An 18,036-nucleotide genomic window follows, 5' to 3' on the forward strand; every position below is an offset into this window, starting at 1 on the left:
TTCTGGAAAACCTCGTTATATTTCCGCCCCTTTTCAGCTCACTCGTTTATTATGAGCACCATTCTGGCCGAAATCGACCACGCCCTGGCCGCGCACGACGCCCGCCAGGGCCGTCCCGTGGCCATCTACCTCGGCGCCCGCAAGCTCACCCAGCTCACCCTCGACGCGGCCCGCGCCCCCCTCCCCGACCTGAGCACCGACGCCGGCCGCCCCCTCGCCTACCGCAACCTGGAGCTGCTGCGCGACGAAGTGAACCTGGACGGCCTGCGGGTGATATAGTTGGGCAGTAGCGGCTGCAGCACCGTCCACACCGTGCGCGCCACAATGCGGTGCCCGGCCGGCGTGGGGTGGATGCCGTCGGCCTGGTTGAGGCTGCGGTCGCCGCCCACGCCTTGCAGCAGGAAGGGTATCAATACCAGATTGTTTTGGGTGGCCAGGTCTTGGTAAATGGCTTTGAAGTCGGCGGCATACTTCGCGCCCAGGTTGGGCGGAATCTGCATGCCGGCCAGCACGATTTGAGCCTTGGGGCTGCGGCGGCGCACCGTGTCGATGATGCCTTGCAGGTTGCGGCGGGTGGAGGCGAGCGGCAGGCCGCGCAGGCCGTCATTGCCGCCCAGCTCCAGCACAAACACCGCCACCGGCTGGCGCAGCACCCAGCCCACGCGGCTGAGGCCACCGGCGGTGGTTTCGCCGCTCAGGCCGGCATTGACGACTTCATAATCGAGCTGGAGCGAATCGATTTTCTGGCCAATCAGGCCGGGGAATGCCTGGTCGGGCTCCACGCCGTAGCCTGCCGTGAGGCTGTTGCCGAAGAAGAGCAGGCGCTTTTTGCCGCTGGTGGCGCCGGGCTTGGGGCCCACGGCCGGCGCGGCGGAAGTGGCGGCCGGGGCCTTCGCCGTTTCGGAAGAAGAGTTGGAATGGCAGGCGGTGAGCGCCAGGGCCAAGAGGCCGGCGAGGGAGAAACGAACGAAGCGCATGGATGAGGATTTGGGCACGAAAACGGAAAGGCAGAAAACATCGGGAAGGTTTTCGCGTCTTTGGTAACGAAGGGCGGCCGGGGTGGTTGTGGCGGGTGAATTCTCGAACGACCAATGAAACGGTCATGCCGAGCGCAGCGAAGCATCTTGCCCGCAGCAAGTAAACCAGTCAATTGGAGTTTAGTGGTGGCGGGCAAGATGCTTCGCTGCGCTCGGCATGACGTTCTTTTCTACGCTTGTCTTCTTCCTGCCCGCCTACCCCCAACCCCTCCTGCCTTACATACATGAGCATTCTTCGCGTCGATAACCTCACCAAAACCTACCCCAGCGCCGGGCACGAGCTCACCGTGCTGCACGCCGTCAGCTTCGACCTGGCGGCCGGCGACACCTTTGCCATCGTCGGGCCCTCGGGCTCGGGCAAAACCACGCTGCTGGGCCTTTGCGCCGGCCTCGACCGCGCCACGTCGGGCAGCGTGTGGCTCAACGGCATTCAGCTCGACCACCTGAGCGAGGACCAGCGCGCCGCCGTGCGCAACGAGCACGTGGGCTTTATTTTCCAGAATTTTCAGTTGCTGCCCACCCTCACGGCCCTCGAAAACGTGCTGGTGCCGCTGGAACTGCGCGGGCAGCGCGGTGCCTCCCAAACGGCCCTGGCCCTGCTCGACCGCGTGGGCCTGGCCGCCCGCGCCCACCACTACCCGGCACAACTCTCGGGCGGCGAGCAGCAGCGCGTGAGCCTGGCCCGCGCCTTCGCCAACCGCCCGGCCGTGCTCTTCGCCGACGAGCCCACCGGCAACCTCGACCCCGACACCAGCGAGCGGGTGGTGAACCTGCTATTCGACCTCAACCGCGAAGCCGGCACCACCCTCGTGCTGGTGACCCACGACCTGGAACTGGCCGCCAAAACTCAGCGGACCTTGCGGCTGCGCGGCGGCAAAGTGGTGGAGGAAGCCAGCCCCGCCGTCCCGGAAAAACACTAACTGGTTTTTTTTGCCCTCGTCCCCGGCAACCGCGTTTGCAGCGAATGGGGGCCGGTTCTCAACTCATCAGTATGTTTTGCCCAAAACATACTGATGAGTTGGGCAAAAGGTCCCGTCGAGTTGGGCAGCTCGACGGGACCTTTTGCCCAAAAGAACAAGGGCTTTTGCCGCCTTCGTATTGTTCAATTCTGATTTGTCTCCCGTGACGCCATCCTTGCCGCCTACTTCCCGCCCCACTTTCTCCTGGCTTTTCCGCATGGCCTGGCGCGACAGCCGCCGCAGCCGGGCGCGGCTGCTGCTGTTCATGGCCAGCATCATCCTGGGCATCGCGGCGCTGGTGGGCATCAATTCCTTTGGCGACAACCTGGCCGGCAGCATCAGCGGGCAGGCCAAGGAATTGCTGGGCGCCGACCTGGTGCTGACCGGCAGCAAGGCCTTCTCGAAGGCCCTGCGCCCGGAGCTGAACAAGCTCGGCACGGCCCGCACCCGCGAAATGGCCTTTGCGTCGATGGCCGAGTTCCGGCCCGGCGGGGGCGTGCGGCTGGTGCAGGTGCGGGCCCGCGACGGCGGCTTCTTTTACGGCGACTGGCAGACGGAGCCGCGCAACGCCGCCCAACGCTTCGTGCAGGACAGCACCGCGCCGGGCGCGCTGGTCGACGACGCGCTGCTGGCCCAGTTCGGGGCCCGGGTGGGCGACTCCGTGCTGGTGGGCCGGGTGCGGCTGCCCATCATCGGGCGGGTGCTGAAGACGCCGGGGCAGTCGGGCATCAGCACGGCGGTAGCGCCCACGGTGTTCATCCCGCTGAACCTGGTGCGGCAGACGGGCCTGATTCAGCGGGGCAGCCGCCTGCAATACCGGCGCTACTACCAGTTCGCGCCCGGCACCGACGTGACGGCCGTGGTCAAGAACCTGCAAACCCGCCTCGACAAGGCCGACCTCGACGCCGACACCGTGGCCACCCGCCAGGAGCAAACCGGCCGCGCCTTCGCCGACCTCACCCGCTACCTCAGTTTGGTGGCCTTCGTGGCCTTGCTGCTGGGCTGCGTGGGCGTGGCCAGCGCCGTGAACCTCTACGTGCGCGAAAAGCTGGCCGCCGTGGCCGTGCTGCGCTGCCTGGGTGCCAGCGGCCGGCAAGCCCTGCTCATTTACTTGATTCAAACCGCCGGGCTGGGCTTGGTGGGCGCGGTACTGGGCTCACTGCTGGGGGCGGTGGTGCAAAGCCTGCTGCCGCGCGTGCTGGGCGACTTTTTGCCGGTCGATATCACCGTCAGCGTGTCGTGGCCGGCCGTGCTGACCGGCCTGGCTACCGGCCTGCTGATGGCGGTGCTCTTTGCCCTATTGCCGCTGCTGAGCGTGCGGCGCGTGTCGCCGCTGCGGGTGCTGCGCACGGCGTTTGAGGACGAGGCTGAGCGGCCCGACCCGTGGCGCGGACTGGTGCTTGCCGTCATCGGCTTGTTCATTCTCGCTTTTGCCTACCAGCAAACCCAGAGCTGGAAGATGACGCTGGGCTTCGGCGCGGGCCTGCTGGTGGCGTTTGTGGCGCTGGGGGCCTTGGGCCGCCTATTGATGGAGCTGGTGCGCCGCTTCTTTCCCAGCCGCTGGAGCTACGTGTGGCGGCAGGGCCTGGCCAACCTCTTCCGGCCTCAAAACCAGACGCTCACGCTGGTTACGTCCATCGGCTTGGGCACCTTCCTGCTGGCCACGCTTTTCCTCACGCAGTCGCTGCTGCTGGGCCGCGTGCAGGTAGCCGGCCAGGGCCAGCAGCCCAACCTGGTGCTCTTCGACATTCAGCGCGAGCAGCGGGCCGGCGTTGAGGATTTGCTGAAGGCGCAAAAGCTGCCGGTGCTGCTGCGCGTGCCCATCGTGACCATGAGCCTGAAGGCCATCAACGGCCGCTCGGTGGCAGAGCTGAAAAAGGACACCACCACGGGCATTCCGCCCTGGGCCCTCACCCGCGAGTACCGCGTCACGTACCGCGACTCGCTCAACTCGTCCGAAAAGCTGGTGGAAGGCAGCCTGCCCGGCCTGGCCCCCGACGGGACCCCGCGCATTTCGGTGGAGGCCGGCTACCTGCAGCGGGCCAAGCTCAAGCTCGGCGACACGCTCGATTTCAACGTGCAGGGCGCGCCCATGCGGGTGGTCATCGGCGGCACCCGCGAGATTGACCGGGCGCGGGTGCAGCCCAGCTTCCTGGTGGTGTTTCCGGCGGGTGTGCTGGAGCAGGCGCCGCAGTTTACCGTCCTGCTCACGCGCACGCCCAACACGGCGGCGCTGGCGGCCGTGCAGCAGCGGCTGGTGCGCGATTTCCCCAACGTGTCGGCCATCGACCTAGCCCTGATTCTACAAACCCTGGACGACCTCATTGGCAAAATCTCCTTCGTCATTCGTTTCATGGCCGGGTTCAGCATTCTCACTGGCTTGCTGGTGCTCAGCAGTTCGGTGGTCATCAGCCGCTACCAGCGCGTGCGCGAAAGCGTGCTGCTGCGCACGCTGGGCGCCAGCCGGGCCCAGATTCTGCGTATCACGCTGGTCGAATACGGCCTGCTGGGGCTGCTGGCCGCGCTGGCCGGCATCGGGCTGGCCCTGCTGGCGGCCTGGGCGCTGGCCGTGTGGGTGTTCAATGCCAGCTTCGGGCCGGCGCTGCTGCCGCTGCTGGGCTTGGCCGCGCTGGTCACGGTGCTCACGGCGGCCATCGGCCTGTTCAACTCCCGCGACGTGCTGCGCCGCTCGCCGCTGGAAGTGCTGCGGGCGGAGGGGTAAGCCCGGCTTGCGGCGGGGATAGTGCCGCCGTTAGAAGGTCACCTCGAAGCTGCCGTTGGTCACCGCAACCTGGCCGGTAGCATTCGCGTTGGCATCGGCCACAAACTCAAAGCGGCCCGTGGCGATGCCCTGTTCCGCATCGTAACGGGTGAGGGTGACGGTGCCCACCGGCGCGCCCACCGAGTAGGTTACGTACCGGGAAAAGCTGGCCAGCGGGCCGTTTGGATAGGTGGTGAACTCGGCAAAAGCACCCGCTTCGCTCACGCCCAAGGGGTAAGTGCCCGGCCCGGCAAATATTTTTCCCTGTTTGTTCTCTTCGGGAATAACGAGGAATACATCGTTCCATTGCGCGGGAGCTCCGGCGGCTTTATAGGAGCCGCGCAGGTACAAGTAGGGCCCAAACTTACCGCCGAACTCCGTGGCCGAATAGGTGGTGCCGTTCAGCGTCCAGCTCATCTTTCCCCGCACCACGTTGTCGTGCGTCAGCACTGGCACCTGGGCCGTGGTGGTGCTCCCGGCCACCACGGTTACCGGGATTCGCCACGGAGATGACGTGCTGGTGTTGGTGCTGAACGTGAGGGTGTAAGTGCCGGGGGGCAGCGTCGGAAAAGAGAAATTACCCTGGGCATCGGGCGTTGCCGTGTAGGTGTGCCCGTCGGCGGCGGTGGCCGTCACGGCGGTGATGCTGCCCACCCCGGCCACGGGGGCCAGCGCCCCCACCACGGCCCCGCTGGGCGCCACGGCATCGCGCGAACACGAAGTAGCAAACGTCAGAAAGGCCAGGCTCAGCCCTGATAAGTAGGTCCGGAAGCGGGGTGCAGTGCGCATAGTGGTGCGGGAAGGCTAATTGTAAAGCAAATATATGCGCCGCGTGCCGCTAAGCATCCACCCGTTGGGACGGGTGGCGGTGGAAGCCGGCGCGACCGGGCTCACGTCTTCCCGAAGCAGCACGCAAGGTTCAGCGCCGGCCTCTGAGCAATGCGCTGCATTACCCCAAGTCCACGGCAATCCTGCGGGCTTCTCAAATAGCCTAATCGCAAAGGCATTCACCCCCAACAGCACTCATTCCAGAAAATCTTAGCCAAAGCCCACCTCCAATTAATTCTGTTTGCACTATTTGAATTACCCCCTGAAAAATAATTAAAAAAGACTATCAAAGCTCATTATTTCGTACAATAAGTTAATTGAATTATGTTTTGAAATACATTGGACTTATTCGTAAAAATCATTGATTCACAAACTTTTCAAAAAAATAATTTTTACATTTTTCTGATAAATCAACTCTATTCATAAGCGCAGAAACTATACTTGCAATTACGCTTTCAATTCAAGTGCTTCACTGCTACTTGAAAGCAATTAAATCATATTCCGCACTCATTTACTTAACCTACCCTTATGAAACAACTCTCCTTTTTCAGTTGGTCTTGGCCAACCCGTCCGCTGGCCGCCTGGGCGCTCGGCTTTATGGCGTTGCTGGGCTCCGCGCATCCGGTGCGGGCTCAGTTTCCGCGCGTCGAGTCGTTCCAGAACAGCACGGCGGCGAGCTTTACGCTGGGCGGCACCGCGGCCCTGACGGCCGCCACCAGCACCGACCCCAACGGCGCCGGCTACCTGCGCCTGACCACCGACGCCACCAACCAGTCGGGCTTTGCCATCGACCAGGGTTCCTTCCCGGCGCCCAACGGGTTCAGCATCTCGTTTGAGTTCTTTGCCTACGGCGGCACCGGGGCCGACGGCTTTTCGGTGTTTCTGGTAGATGCCGACCAAACCTCGGCGGCCACCTTCACGCCGGGTGCCTCGGGCGGCTCGCTGGGCTACGCCCAGAAAACCGTGGCCCCGCTCAGCAACGGGGTGCCGTTTGGCTACATCGGCATCGGCATCGATGAGTTTGGCAACTTCTCCAACGCCACCGAAGGCCGGGTGGGCGGCATCAACTCGCCCAACCGGACGCCCAACGCGGTGGCCCTGCGCGGCGCCGGCAACGGCAACAGCTCTACCGATTATCAGTACCTAACGGGCACGCCCACCCTGCCCTTCAGCCTCGACGTGCCCACGGTGCGGGCGCAGGCCGGCGCGGCCGACTACCGCCGGGCCTACATCGACGTGGTGCCCACCAACGGCACCTACCGCGTCACGGTCCGCATTCAGCACGGCTTCGCGGTGGAAACGGCGGTGCGGAATTTCGTGGTGCCCCGGCCGCCCGATAACCTGCGCATCGGCTTTGCGGGCTCGACCGGCAGCAGCACCAACTTCCACGAAATCCGCAACCTGGCCATCCGGCAGACGCCGACCCTGGACGACGACGTGGCCAGCACCACCTACAACCAGCCGGTTTCGGTGAACGTCATCAGCAACGACCTGTTTTCCTACGCCAACTACGCGCCCGGCAGCGTCGACCTGAACCCCAACCAGGCCGGCATTCAGACGACGCTGGCCGTGCCGGGCCAGGGCTCGTTTGCGGTGACGCCGGCGGGCGTGGTCACGTTTACGCCCAGCGGCACGTTCGCGGGCGTGGTGACGGTGCCCTACACGGCCAACGACGTGCTGGGCGAAACCGGCTTTCCGGCCAACCTCACGGTCATCGTGCGCGGGGCCGACATTGCCAACAGCGTGAGCGGGCCCACGGCCGCCGCGCCCGGCAGCCAGGTGCAATACACCGTCACGACGGCCAACCTGGGCTCGCTGCCCGCCACCAACGTGGTGCCCACGCTCCAGCTGCCCGCCAACTTGGGCGGCGTGGTGGTGAGCAACGGCACTTACGCCAACGGTTCGGGCCTCGTCACCTTCGGGAGCAGCAGCCTGGCGGCGGGCGGCACCCCGGCTACCAACACGGTCAGCTTCACGGCCCCGGCCAGCGGCTCGGTGACCGGCACCACGGCCAACACGGCCACCCAGCCCGACCCCGTGAGCGAGAACAACATCGCCACCATCACCACGCTCATTAGCGGGCTGGCCAACGTGAATGACGTGTGCGCCACACCCGGCAACGACGGCGTGGGCAGCCTGGGGGCCGGCTCGGCCCCGAACACCTACTTCCCCGGCGTACTGGCCACTACTACCGGCGGCGCCACGAGCATCGTATTGGGCCCGGCCCTGACCGGCACGGGCGCCAGCAACACGCCCATCGCGGCCGGCGATTTGGTGCTGGTGATGCAGATGCAGGGCGCCGTGCTCAACACCACCAACGCGGCCAGCTACGGCAGCGGCGGCAGCGGCGGCAAAGGCAACCTGACCGGCAGCAACGACAAGTTCACGGCCGGCCTCTACGAATACGCCGTGGCGGCCAATAGCGTCAGTTCGCTGGGCGGCATTTTGGTGCTAAATCAGGCGCTGACCAATGCCTATGACAACCTCGACTTCGACGCCAGCAGCAACCCCACCGGGCAGCGGCGCTTCCAGGTGGTGCGGGTGCCGCAGTACTCGGCCCTGGCCGTGGCCGACTCGGTGGCCGGCGCGGCCTGGAACGGCGCGGCCGGCGGCGTGCTGGCCCTTGACGTGGCCGGGCAAACCACCTTCGCCACCAATGCCCGCCTGACCATGACGGGCCGCGGCTTCCGCGGCGGCGGGGGCAAGCTCTACACCGGCGTGGGCGCGAGCGCGCTGTTCAGCAGCACCGATTTTAATCAGCTCAGCAGCCTCACTCTGCTGGGCACCGGCGGCTCGAAGGGCGAAGGCACGGCCGGCACCCCCACCTACGTCAACGGCAACTACACCTCGCTCATCGGGCAACTTCTGCAGGGCTACCGCAACGGCAGCAACGGCCGCGGCGCCCCCGGCAACGCCGGCGGCGGCGGCACCGACCTTTCGCCCAGCAACAACGCCCGCAACACCGGCGGCGGCGGCGGCGCCAACGGCGGCGAAGGCGGCTTCGGCGGCTACGGCAACAGCTACACCGGCAACGTGAGCGACAACGCCCAGGGCATCGGCGGGGCCGCGTTTGGCGCGTCGGTGGGCCGCCTGACCATGGGCGGCGGCGGCGGGGCCGGCGTGGCCAACGACGGCGGCCTGGCCAGCGGCGGCAACGCCGGCGGCGGCATCATCCTGCTGCGCACCGGCGCCATTGCCGGCACCGGCGCCGTGCGGGCCAACGGCCTGGGCGCGGCCACCACCACCACCGACGGGGCCGGCGGCGGCGGTGCGGGCGGCTCGGTGCTGCTGCTGGTGAGCAACGTCAGCACCCTGGCCAACCTCACCGTGACGGCCCGCGGCGGCCGGGGCGGCAGCGCCAACCTCAGCGGCGCGGCCTACGGCCCCGGCGGCGGCGGGGGTGGCGGCGTGGTGCTGGCCAACGGCGCAGTGGCCGCGGCCTCCTCGGTGGCGGGCGGCGCCAACGGCACCACCGGCGGCCTCACCAACGCTTTCGGGGCCACGGCCGGCACCAGCGGCAGCCTCCTGACCAATGCCGCCACCAGCGGCTCGGGCACGGCGGCCTGCCTGCCGGCTCTCACCGTGGCCGTAAGCACCTCCACGCCTCTGGTGGCGCGCGCCGGCGGCGCGGCGGGACCTGTCAACCCGGCCCTCTACACCATCACCATTGCCAACACCGGCGGCACGGCCACCGGCGTGAGCGTGCTGGGCAGCCTGCGCAACAACCTGTTTAAGTACGACGGCACCTACGCGCCCACCGCCACGCTTACCCAGGCCGACGGCAGCACCTCCACCCCCACCGGCATCAGCCTGCCCACCAGCGGCGTGAGCCAGCCGGTGTTTGCGGGCTTCACCATTCCGGCCGGGGCCACGCTCACGCTCACCTTCCGGGCCACCATCGATGCCACGGCGCAAAACGGCGTGCCGTATCGGGCCTCGGCCACGGTGAGCTACACCAACCCCCTGCGCACGTCCGTGGCCACCGCCACCGTGCAGCCCGGCGAGAACTACGCCGGCGGCACCGACACCAGCCTGGGCACCGCCACGGGCAGCAACTACGCCGGCGGCGCGGGCACGCCCGAAAACGTGACCATCCAGGCGCCCCTGCCGGTGACGCTGACCCGCTTCGCGGCCCTGGCCGCCCGCACCGATGCGCAGCTGAGCTGGCAGACCGCCAGCGAGCACAACAACGACCGTTTCGTGGTGGAGCGCAGTGTAAACGGCACTTCCTTCGCCGAAATCGGGGTGGTGCGCGGCCAACGCGAAAGCCGCACAGGTGCCGACTATGCCTTCACCGACCTCGGCGCGGCCCGCCAGGTAGCCGCCGGCAAGCCGGTATACTACCGCCTGCGGCAGGTCGACGTTGACGGCACGAGCAGCTACTCGGCGGTGCGCCCGGTGGTGTTTGGCGCCACTAGTGTGGCCACCGTGTACCCCAACCCCGCCGGCCGCGCGGCCACCCTCGACCTGAGCGGCCTGCCCGCCGGCGACTACACGGTGCAGGTGCTCGACCTCACCGGCCGCCAGGTGGCCTCCTACGCCCTGCCCGGCGCCGGCCAGCACCCGCTCGACTTGCAGCCGCTGGCCACCGGCACCTACGTGGTGCGCATCCGCGGCGGCGCCGTGAGCCAGTCGCTGCTCCTGACGCGGGAGTAGCCGCAGAAGCTTGTAGAAGAAAAGGCCCCTGAGTTGCTTCAGGGGCTTTTTTTTATTGGCGTGTTGGCATCAATTGGTAAACCGGCCTGCAAGCGGCCTTCGCCCTCGCCGTGTTTGCGTATAAATTCATTCGTCGCATCCAAAACGCTGGCCGTCCGCCTCGTCATTCCGCCCGCCATGCATTTCCTCCCCACCCTCCTGCTGGCCGGCGCCGCCGTGCTGGCCGCCCCCGGCCCGCGCTACCTGGTGGTGCCCGGCCGCAGCATCGGCACCGTAGCCCTCGGCACCGACCCGCTCAACTCCCTGGCCCCCCTCGGCCCGCCCACCCACACCGAAGGCGCCCTGGGCGAGTCGTGGAACACCTGGGTGGGCAAGGAAACCGTGGCCGGCAACCGCCCCAGCCAGCTCGACGTGTTCTGGGCCCGCCCGGCCGGGGCCGCGCCGGGCTCCAAGGCCCGCACCGTGCAGCTCATTCGCACCACCTCGCCGGCCTTCAAGCTGGCCAACGGCCTGCACATCGGCTCGCCGGTGGCCGACATTGCCCCCCGCTACCCGCGCCACGACAAAGCCCTCACCCTGCAGCTCGGCACCGAAGAGCCCCGCTCCCTCCTCGACGCGCCCTTCGACGGCATTGCGTTCGAGCTGAGCCGGCCCGAGCGCGGCAAGTCGGCCGCCATCGTGGCCTTCCTCGTGCACGCGCCCGGCGTCATGCTCTACAAGCAGGACTTCGGCCTCAAAGCCTACCTCGAAGCCCAGGCCCGAAAGTGAGAACGGCAGCCCCGCGGGTGTAGCAGCAACGCAAAAAGCCCATCTCCGCGCGGGAAATGGGCTTTTTGTAGGGCGGCAAGCCGGGGCTGGCCTACGAAGTTTTGGGCTTGGCCTTGCGCACGGGCTTCTTGCGTTCGCTCTTGCGCACGCCGCCGGCCATCTCGTATTGCGAGCTGTCGTCGCCGTACTTGAACTTCACGCCGTTCAGGGCGCGGGCGCTCCAGGTGCCGAGGGCCTTTTCCTGCGCGTTGAGCTGGTTGAGCAGGTCGTCGGCGGTTTTCAGGGCCTTGTTGTAGTCGCTGAGCGTTTTGGCAGCGGCCGCGATGCTGGCCGTGCCTTCGGCCACGGAAATGGTTTCGCCGAGGTCCAGCTTGGGGTCGATGGCGGCCAGGCCGTTGACGCGGGCCTGGGCTTTGGCAATGGGGGCAGATTCTCGGGCTTTGTATGCCATAAGATGGGTAAATGAAAAGGTGGTAAGAAGTTTACCTCCGCAATATACCGGTATTCTACGGCGCTGCTAATTACCCGGCTTTTTTATCTTCTTCAAGGCGTTGCCCGGCGCTAAACGGCTCATTGCCGATGCCTTGCAGCCATATGCAAACAGCTTCAAGCTGTTTGCATATGGCTGCAAGCTATTTGCATATGCAAACAGTCTATTTGCATGTACCATCAAGCCATTTGGATATGTCTTGAAACTGTTTGGATATGCAAATAGCTTGAAGGCATATCCCAACAGGCCATTCGCATATTCCATCAAGCCATTTGCATCTCCGCCGCCCCTACGCCCCCGCCGCGACGGGGCGTGTCGGGCGCCGCGGGTGGGGCTGGGAGAAACAGAAATGATATTATTAGTTGTCGGGGCCATTCATGTGCCAACGCTCGACATGAGCATCACCACCGCGAATGTATGCAGCTGCTATCTGCGTAGTCAACGCGTCATCTTTTGAAATTGAACGAGGGTTAGTACCTGCAAAAGAGCCTGTGAAAAGCACAGGTGTTCCAGCCAGTCCGAAAGCGCCATCGGGGTCCGGTTTACCAGCGGTAGTGCTGTCAGTAATTCGATACATGCCGTATTCGTCGGCCTCGTCAGAGAATTGCAGACCCATCCATTCATTGCCCCCCGTTTTTTTATCACGGTTAAAGCCAGTAAGTGTCTGGCCAAATTTGTTTGCGACCATTATCATCGTCGGACGCAAACGGGCAATTAGCTTCTTGGTGATTTGTAATTGCTCCCAACAGAAACCCGCTGCTTCTGGCGTGGCCCACAAATCTTTCTGCAACTGTTGTTGCTTGGTTGTGCGCATGTAAAGCAGGTCTAAGTGCGACCATTCTAGTTTCCCAGAAAAGAACAACTGCCCATAAGCCTCTTCAGGCACTTGATGCAATAAAGCATCGTATTTGTCACTTGCCTGACGCATAAAATTCTCCATTCGATTAAAATATCCTTTGCTGAAATAATCCGGTTTGTAGGAGGTCAATGAGCGGTGCTTTTGATTATAAGATGGGTTTAGCCCTAATACCAAAATTTGCTCCCGCAGTGCGTAAGCTGGGAATAACGGAGCTAGCGGGCCTTGCTCGTCGTGAGTCCAGGGTTGAATGGAATACCGTGACCATAGTTCTGCCAAAGCGGGTCTAATTGCTGATTCGAAGTTGATTTGATTGGTGTCCATGAAATGTTGAGGTAGTTGAGAAATCTAGTATACCACCTTTTCATCCGGAGTTCAAGTTCAGCCGTCAAAAGCAGCACATTATCCCAACCCCGCCCGCCCCGGCCGTACCTTTGCGGCCTATGAACCTGTTATCCGCCGAGAACATCTCGAAGAATTACGCCGACCGCTGGCTGTTTAAAGACCTCAACTTCGGCCTCAACCAAGGCCAGCGCGTGGCCTTTGTGGGCATCAACGGCACCGGCAAAACTACCCTCATGAAGGTACTGGCCGGCCTCGAAGCCCCCGACACCGGCGAGGTGAGCGTGCGCAAAGGCATCCGCGTCACCTACCTGGGCCAAAACCCCGTGTTCGACGAAAGCCTGAGCGTGGAGCAAACCATCTTCGCCAGCCAGAACGACACGCTCAAGGCCATCCAGGAGTACGAGCACGTCGTCAACGACCCCGACCACAAGCCCGACGACCTGCAGCGCGTGCTCGAACGCATGGACGCCCTCAACGCCTGGGACTACGAAGCCCAGGTGCAGCAGATTCTCGGCCGCCTCGGCATCCTCGGCGAGCTGCTCACCCGCAACGTGGCCCAGCTCTCGGGCGGGCAGCGCAAGCGCGTGGCCCTGGCCCGCGTCCTCATCGAAGAGCCCGACGTGCTGCTCCTTGACGAGCCCACCAACCACCTCGACCTGGCCACTATCGAGTGGCTCGAAAACCGCCTCTCCTCCCCCACCCTCACCCTGCTGATGGTGACCCACGACCGGTACTTCCTCGACAAGGTGGCCAACGAAATCGTGGAGCTCGACAAGGGCCAGGTGTACCGCTACCAGGGCAACTACGCCTACTTCGTGGAGAAAAAGGCCGACCGCGAAATGCGCGAAACCGTGGAAGTGGAGAAGGCCCGTCAACTCTTCAAAAAGGAGCTCGACTGGATGCGCCGCATGCCCCAGGCCCGCGGCACCAAGCAAAAAGCCCGCATCGACGCCTTCTACGTCACCAAGGAAAAGGCCAGCACCAACCTCACCAAGCAGCAGGTGGAGCTGAGCGTGAAAACCACCCGCCAGGGCGGCAAAATCATCGAAGCCGACCACCTCAACAAGCGCTTCGGCGACAACGTGGTGCTCGACGATTTCAGCTACGTGTTCAAGAAAAAGGACCGGATTGGCCTCGTGGGGCCGAACGGCGCGGGCAAGTCCACGCTGCTCAACATGCTCACCGGCAAGCTGCAGCCCGACTCCGGCACCATCGACGTGGGCCTGACCACCGTGTTCGGCTACTACACCCAGACCGAGCTGGAATTCGACCCCTCGCAGCGCGTCATCGACATCGTGAAGGAAGTGGCCGAAGTAGTGGAGCTGGCCAACGGCGACGTGCTCACCGCGAGCCAGTTCCTCAACCTGTTCCTCTTCCCGCCGGCCCAGCAATACACGCTGGTAAGCAAGCTGAGCGGCGGCGAAAAGCGCCGCCTGCAGCTGCTGCGCGTGCTCATCAAAAACCCCAACTTCCTCATTCTTGACGAGCCCACCAACGACCTCGACCTGGCCACGCTCAACATCCTGGAAGACTTCCTGCTGCACTTCTCCGGCTGCCTGCTCATCGTCAGCCACGACCGGTACTTCCTCGACCACCTCGCCGAGCACCTCTTCGTGCTCGAGCCCGGCGGCGCCGTCCTCAACTTCCCCGGCAACTACACCGACTACCGCGAATACCTCGAAGAGCGCGAAGCCGAAGCCGCCCTCATCGAAGAAGAAAAAGCCGCCAAAGCCGCCCGCGCCGCTGCCAAGCTGGCCGCGCCCGTACCCGTGAGCACGGCAGTAGCCCCGTCGCCACAGAAGCGCCGCGCCACCTTCGCCGAGAAGAAGGAATACGAGCAACTCGAAAAAACCATGGCCACGCTCGAAACCGAGAAGCAGGACATCACCGCCAAATTGAACGGCGGTAGTGGCTCGCCGCAGGACTTTGCTGCCTGGGGCGCACGCCTGTCGGCGCTGAATCAGGAGTTGGAAGAAAAGGAGTTGCGCTGGCTGGAGCTAGCCGACCTCCTGTAGCTCCTACCGCGCTGAAACAAAAAGGCCTGCGCAACGGTGTTGCGCAGGCCTTTTTGTGGTCGTTTGGCTTGGATTACTGCCGCTTGCGCACCTGCGCAAATTCCAGCGGCACCACCGCGCTGCCCACCGGCGCGCGCAGCACGAAGCCATCGGCGGCGTCGTAGCGCGGAAAATAGAGGTAGCCGCGCACCTGCTGGCCGGGCTCCAGCGTGACCTTGCGCAGCGCGTAGTCTTGCAACATAGCCGCGCGCTGCTGCAATACCTCGGCTGCCACGGCGTGCTCGATTTTGGTGGCCGCGGAAATGGCGTTGTAAGTCACGGCTGCGTCGTGGATGGCGGCGCGGCTTTGGTACTGCGCGGCCGTTTCGCGCTTGCCGATGCTGGCCACATCGGTGGCCAGGCTGGCGGCGCCCAAAGCCAGCCCCAGCCAGTCGAAGCGGGCAGCTTTCTCGGCTTCTTTGTCGGCTTTGGCACGCAGCGAGCTGATTTCGGGCTCGGGGTCGAAGGCGGCCACGGGCCGGGGCGGCAGCGGCGGCAAGGGCAGCGCCATGCTGGCTGCGGCCACGGCGGCCGTCACTTCGGCGCCGGGCAGGGGCTTGGGGCGCTTGGCTTTGGTCTGGGCGTCGGGGGCCGGGGCGGGCAGGCGGTTGGCTTCGTACTGGAAAGCGGCCGGGTCGACCACCAGCGAGCGGCGCGTGGGGTTGCGGTATTCGGCCTCAAACACCACCCGGTTGGCCTCGTAGCACACGAAGCTCAGGCGCACTTCCACGCTGTCGGCCACGGCCTGGGCCTGCTCGCGGCCTTCGGCAAACAGGCCGGTTGATTTGGCGGGTTTCACCCCCAGCTGATAGGTGGGCGCGCAAGCCGTGGCCAGCCCCACCAGGGCCAGCCAGCGCAACGGACGGAAGTAAAAAGACAGCATAAAACTGACTGTTTAAGTATAGAAGCTTCTGGGCGGAAGATGCACGGCGCCGCGCCACGGTTGCACGGCTTCAAAAAAATTATGCGCCGGCCGGCTGTAACTCAGGAGGCAGCTGAAACACTTCCTGCTCATTGGTCCCAAACGGCCAGGCGCGGCGCACGGCCGCCAGCGGCACCGGCCCGAAAACATGCGCGAAGTGCTGCTGCCGGCTCGCCACCCATTCGCGCTCCACGCGCACGCGGGCGGCGGCCAGGGCGGCCTCGTCCCATTCCAGCAACACCAAATCGGTGCGCCCGGCGTAGTAGCGGCGGGCCGTTTCGAGAATCTGGTGCGGCTCGGAAGAATGGATAAAGCCCTCGGCCGCAAGGTCCGGGCTGGCGAAGTGGCCGGTTTGCTGGGCGTGGAGCCAGTCGGCGGGCTCGGCGATGCGGTAGAGCATGGGGTAGTTGGGGTTATTGGGGTAAAAGTAAACCGTCATGTCGAGCGCAGTCGAGACATCTCGCGCGCCATAGTATTCCTTTCGATTGGTCTACTATGGCATGCGAGATGTCTCGACTGCGCTCGACATGACGGGGTTTTGATTTTGTTAAGAACCCGGCAGCTTAGGCTTTCCAGAGTTCCTGCTGCACCTGCTTGCCCACCGTGAGCATGATGCGCACGGGGTTGGGCACCAGCGTGATGCGGGCTTCTTTGCCGGGGTATTTTTCCGAATCGACCCAGACGCCTTCCTTGGGCGAGGGCGTGGAACCGGGCGTGCTGGGCAGGTAGGCGGTGGGCAGCAGCACGTCGGTATCCGATTTCAGGTCGGTGTGCACCTTGTCGAGCGCCGTTTCCAGGAAGTCGCCGTACTCGTCGTTGAAGTCGTCTTCGAGGTCGTGCAGGGCTTCCTCCACGTCGTCGTAGCGGGCGTCGTCGTACTTGAGGGTGTGCAGCTCGGCCTTTTTCTCAATCAGGGCCACGAGGGCGCGGTTCAGTTCTTCGGTGTTCATGGGGGCGCTAAGGCAGATGATTGGGCACAAAAATGGGGATGAATTGCCAAACCTGCGCGGCCCGGCGGCCGGCCCGGCCCGGCGCGCCGGCAAATCGGGGCCGGAACCAATCAAAGCTGTATTTTTACTGCGTTCATCCCCCACCCCTTTTCTTTCGTACCCCGCCTATGCAAACCATGACTTCGCCCGACGTGCAGTCGGCCACCGCCCAGGACTTCCTCCCGCTGAAAGGCACCGACTACGTCGAATTCTACGTCGGCAACGCCAAGCAGTCGGCTTACTACTACCAGGCCGCGTTCGGCTACGAACTGGTGGCCTACGCCGGCCCCGAAACCGGCCTGCGCGACCGCGCCAGCTACGTGCTGCAGCAAGGCAAAATCCGCCTGGTGCTCACCACCTCCCTCCTGCCCGATTCCGACATCACCCAGCACGTGGCCAAGCACGGCGACGGCGTGAAGGTGATGGCCCTGTGGGTGGACGACGCCCGCAAATCGTGGGAGGAAACCACCAAGCGCGGCGCCAAGTCGGCCTTCGAGCCCTACACCCTGGAAGACGAGCACGGCTCGGTCACGCTCTCGGGCATCTACACCTACGGCGAAACCATCCACACCTTTGTGGAGCGCACCAACTACAGCGGCCCGTTCATGCCCGGCTACGTGGCCAAAACCAGCGGCGTGCCGCAGGGCACCCCGGTGGGCCTCATTCACGTGGACCACTGCGTGGGCAACGTGGGCTGGGGCGAAATGAACCAGTGGGTGAAGTTTTACGAGGACGTGATGGGCTTCAAGCTCCTGCTCACCTTCGACGACGAAGACATTTCGACCGAATATTCGGCCCTGATGAGCAAGGTGATGAGCAACGGCAACGGCTACGTGAAATTCCCCATCAACGAGCCCGCCGAAGGCAAGAAAAAGTCGCAGATTGAGGAGTACCTGGACTTCTACCACTCGCCCGGCGTGCAGCACATCGCCATCGCCACCAAAGACATCCGCGCCACCGTGACCGAACTGCGCCGCCGCGGCGTGGAATTCCTGACGGTGCCGGGCTCCTACTACGAAGACCTGATTGAGCGCATCGGCGCCATTGATGAGGACATCGAGTCGCTGAAAGCCCTGAACCTGCTGGTGGACCGCGACGACGAAGGCTACCTGCTGCAAATCTTCACCAAGCCGGTGGAAGACCGGCCCACGGTATTCTACGAAATCATTCAGCGCAAAGGCGCCAAGAGCTTCGGCAAGGGCAATTTCAAGGCGCTGTTCGAGAGCATCGAGCGCGAGCAGGCCCTGCGCGGCAACTTGTAAGCCAGTCTGACGCACAACCCCGGCACGTCATGCTGAGCGTAGCCGAAGCATCTCTACCGCGCAAGTAATTCAGTTACTATTGCAGTAGAGATGCTTCGGCTACGCTCAG

The 18,036-nt window shown here is 64.4% G+C and carries 14 protein-coding genes; 7 read left to right on the forward strand and 7 right to left on the reverse strand.

Annotated features, from left to right (window positions below):
- Positions 1-51 precede the first annotated feature (51 nt).
- Entirely contained in the window at positions 52-279 is a 228-nt protein-coding gene (locus I2H31_RS07550; RefSeq protein ID WP_196292374.1) for a hypothetical protein, read from the forward strand.
- On the opposite strand, the gene I2H31_RS07555 is transcribed toward I2H31_RS07550, so the two are convergent.
- The gene (locus I2H31_RS07555; protein ID WP_196292375.1) at positions 219-977 is read right to left on the reverse strand and encodes an arylesterase; all 759 of its coding nucleotides are present in this window, start codon (positions 975-977) and stop codon (positions 219-221) included. The genes I2H31_RS07550 and I2H31_RS07555 overlap by 61 nt on opposite strands.
- A gap of 284 nt (positions 978-1,261) precedes the next feature.
- Between I2H31_RS07555 and I2H31_RS07560 the strand changes: the two genes are divergently transcribed.
- Positions 1,262-1,957: an ABC transporter ATP-binding protein gene (locus tag I2H31_RS07560; RefSeq protein ID WP_196292376.1), complete on the forward strand. Its 696-nt coding sequence runs from the start codon at positions 1,262-1,264 to the stop codon at positions 1,955-1,957.
- Between the two features lie 256 nt (positions 1,958-2,213).
- Positions 2,214-4,718 (forward strand): ABC transporter permease, encoded by a 2,505-nt coding sequence (locus I2H31_RS07565; protein ID WP_196292519.1) that lies wholly within the window; start codon positions 2,214-2,216, stop codon positions 4,716-4,718.
- Between the two features lie 30 nt (positions 4,719-4,748).
- On the opposite strand, the gene I2H31_RS07570 is transcribed toward I2H31_RS07565, so the two are convergent.
- A complete protein-coding gene (locus I2H31_RS07570) occupies positions 4,749-5,546 on the reverse strand; it encodes a carboxypeptidase regulatory-like domain-containing protein (RefSeq protein ID WP_196292377.1) in 798 nt (265 codons plus the stop codon).
- Positions 5,547-6,113: 567 nt separating this feature from the next.
- On the opposite strand from I2H31_RS07570, the gene I2H31_RS25470 reads away from it, so the two are divergent.
- Complete coding sequence (locus tag I2H31_RS25470; protein WP_196292378.1) at positions 6,114-10,241, forward strand: T9SS type A sorting domain-containing protein; 4,128 nt, start codon at positions 6,114-6,116, stop codon at positions 10,239-10,241.
- Positions 10,242-10,418: 177 nt separating this feature from the next.
- Positions 10,419-11,009 carry a hypothetical protein gene (locus tag I2H31_RS07580; RefSeq protein WP_196292379.1) on the forward strand — a complete coding sequence of 197 codons (591 nt, stop codon included), beginning with the start codon at positions 10,419-10,421 and terminating at the stop codon, positions 11,007-11,009.
- A 91-nt stretch (positions 11,010-11,100) separates the two neighbouring features.
- On the opposite strand, the gene I2H31_RS07585 is transcribed toward I2H31_RS07580, so the two are convergent.
- Both I2H31_RS07585 and I2H31_RS07590 read right to left on the reverse strand, forming a co-directional pair.
- Positions 11,101-11,460, reverse strand: a complete 360-nt coding sequence (locus tag I2H31_RS07585) for a hypothetical protein (RefSeq protein ID WP_196292380.1) — start codon at positions 11,458-11,460, stop codon at positions 11,101-11,103.
- Positions 11,461-11,857: 397 nt separating this feature from the next.
- Positions 11,858-12,679 carry a hypothetical protein gene (locus tag I2H31_RS07590; RefSeq protein WP_196292381.1) on the reverse strand — a complete coding sequence of 274 codons (822 nt, stop codon included), beginning with the start codon at positions 12,677-12,679 and terminating at the stop codon, positions 11,858-11,860.
- Positions 12,680-12,798: 119 nt separating this feature from the next.
- Here I2H31_RS07590 and I2H31_RS07595 point away from each other — a divergent pair, with 119 nt between their 5' ends.
- A complete protein-coding gene (locus tag I2H31_RS07595) occupies positions 12,799-14,715 on the forward strand; it encodes an ABC-F family ATP-binding cassette domain-containing protein (protein WP_196292382.1) in 1,917 nt (638 codons plus the stop codon).
- A gap of 73 nt (positions 14,716-14,788) precedes the next feature.
- Here the strand turns inward: I2H31_RS07595 and I2H31_RS07600 are convergent, their stop codons facing one another.
- The 3 genes from I2H31_RS07600 to I2H31_RS07610 all read right to left on the reverse strand — a co-directional run bounded on the left by I2H31_RS07600 (position 14,789) and on the right by I2H31_RS07610 (position 16,626).
- The gene (locus I2H31_RS07600; protein ID WP_196292383.1) at positions 14,789-15,637 is read right to left on the reverse strand and encodes a hypothetical protein; all 849 of its coding nucleotides are present in this window, start codon (positions 15,635-15,637) and stop codon (positions 14,789-14,791) included.
- 79 nt (positions 15,638-15,716) lie between these two features.
- Positions 15,717-16,115, reverse strand: a complete 399-nt coding sequence (locus I2H31_RS07605) for a DUF952 domain-containing protein (protein ID WP_196292384.1) — start codon at positions 16,113-16,115, stop codon at positions 15,717-15,719.
- Between the two features lie 124 nt (positions 16,116-16,239).
- Positions 16,240-16,626, reverse strand: a complete 387-nt coding sequence (locus I2H31_RS07610; protein ID WP_196292385.1) for a hypothetical protein — start codon at positions 16,624-16,626, stop codon at positions 16,240-16,242.
- A gap of 167 nt (positions 16,627-16,793) precedes the next feature.
- On the opposite strand from I2H31_RS07610, the gene hppD reads away from it, so the two are divergent.
- A complete protein-coding gene (gene hppD / locus I2H31_RS07615; protein ID WP_196292386.1) occupies positions 16,794-17,927 on the forward strand; it encodes a 4-hydroxyphenylpyruvate dioxygenase in 1,134 nt (377 codons plus the stop codon).
- Positions 17,928-18,036 lie beyond the last annotated feature (109 nt).

Source organism: Hymenobacter ruricola, from assembly GCF_015694525.1.
In the GTDB taxonomy this organism is placed as follows: Bacteria; Bacteroidota; Bacteroidia; order Cytophagales; family Hymenobacteraceae; genus Hymenobacter; species Hymenobacter ruricola.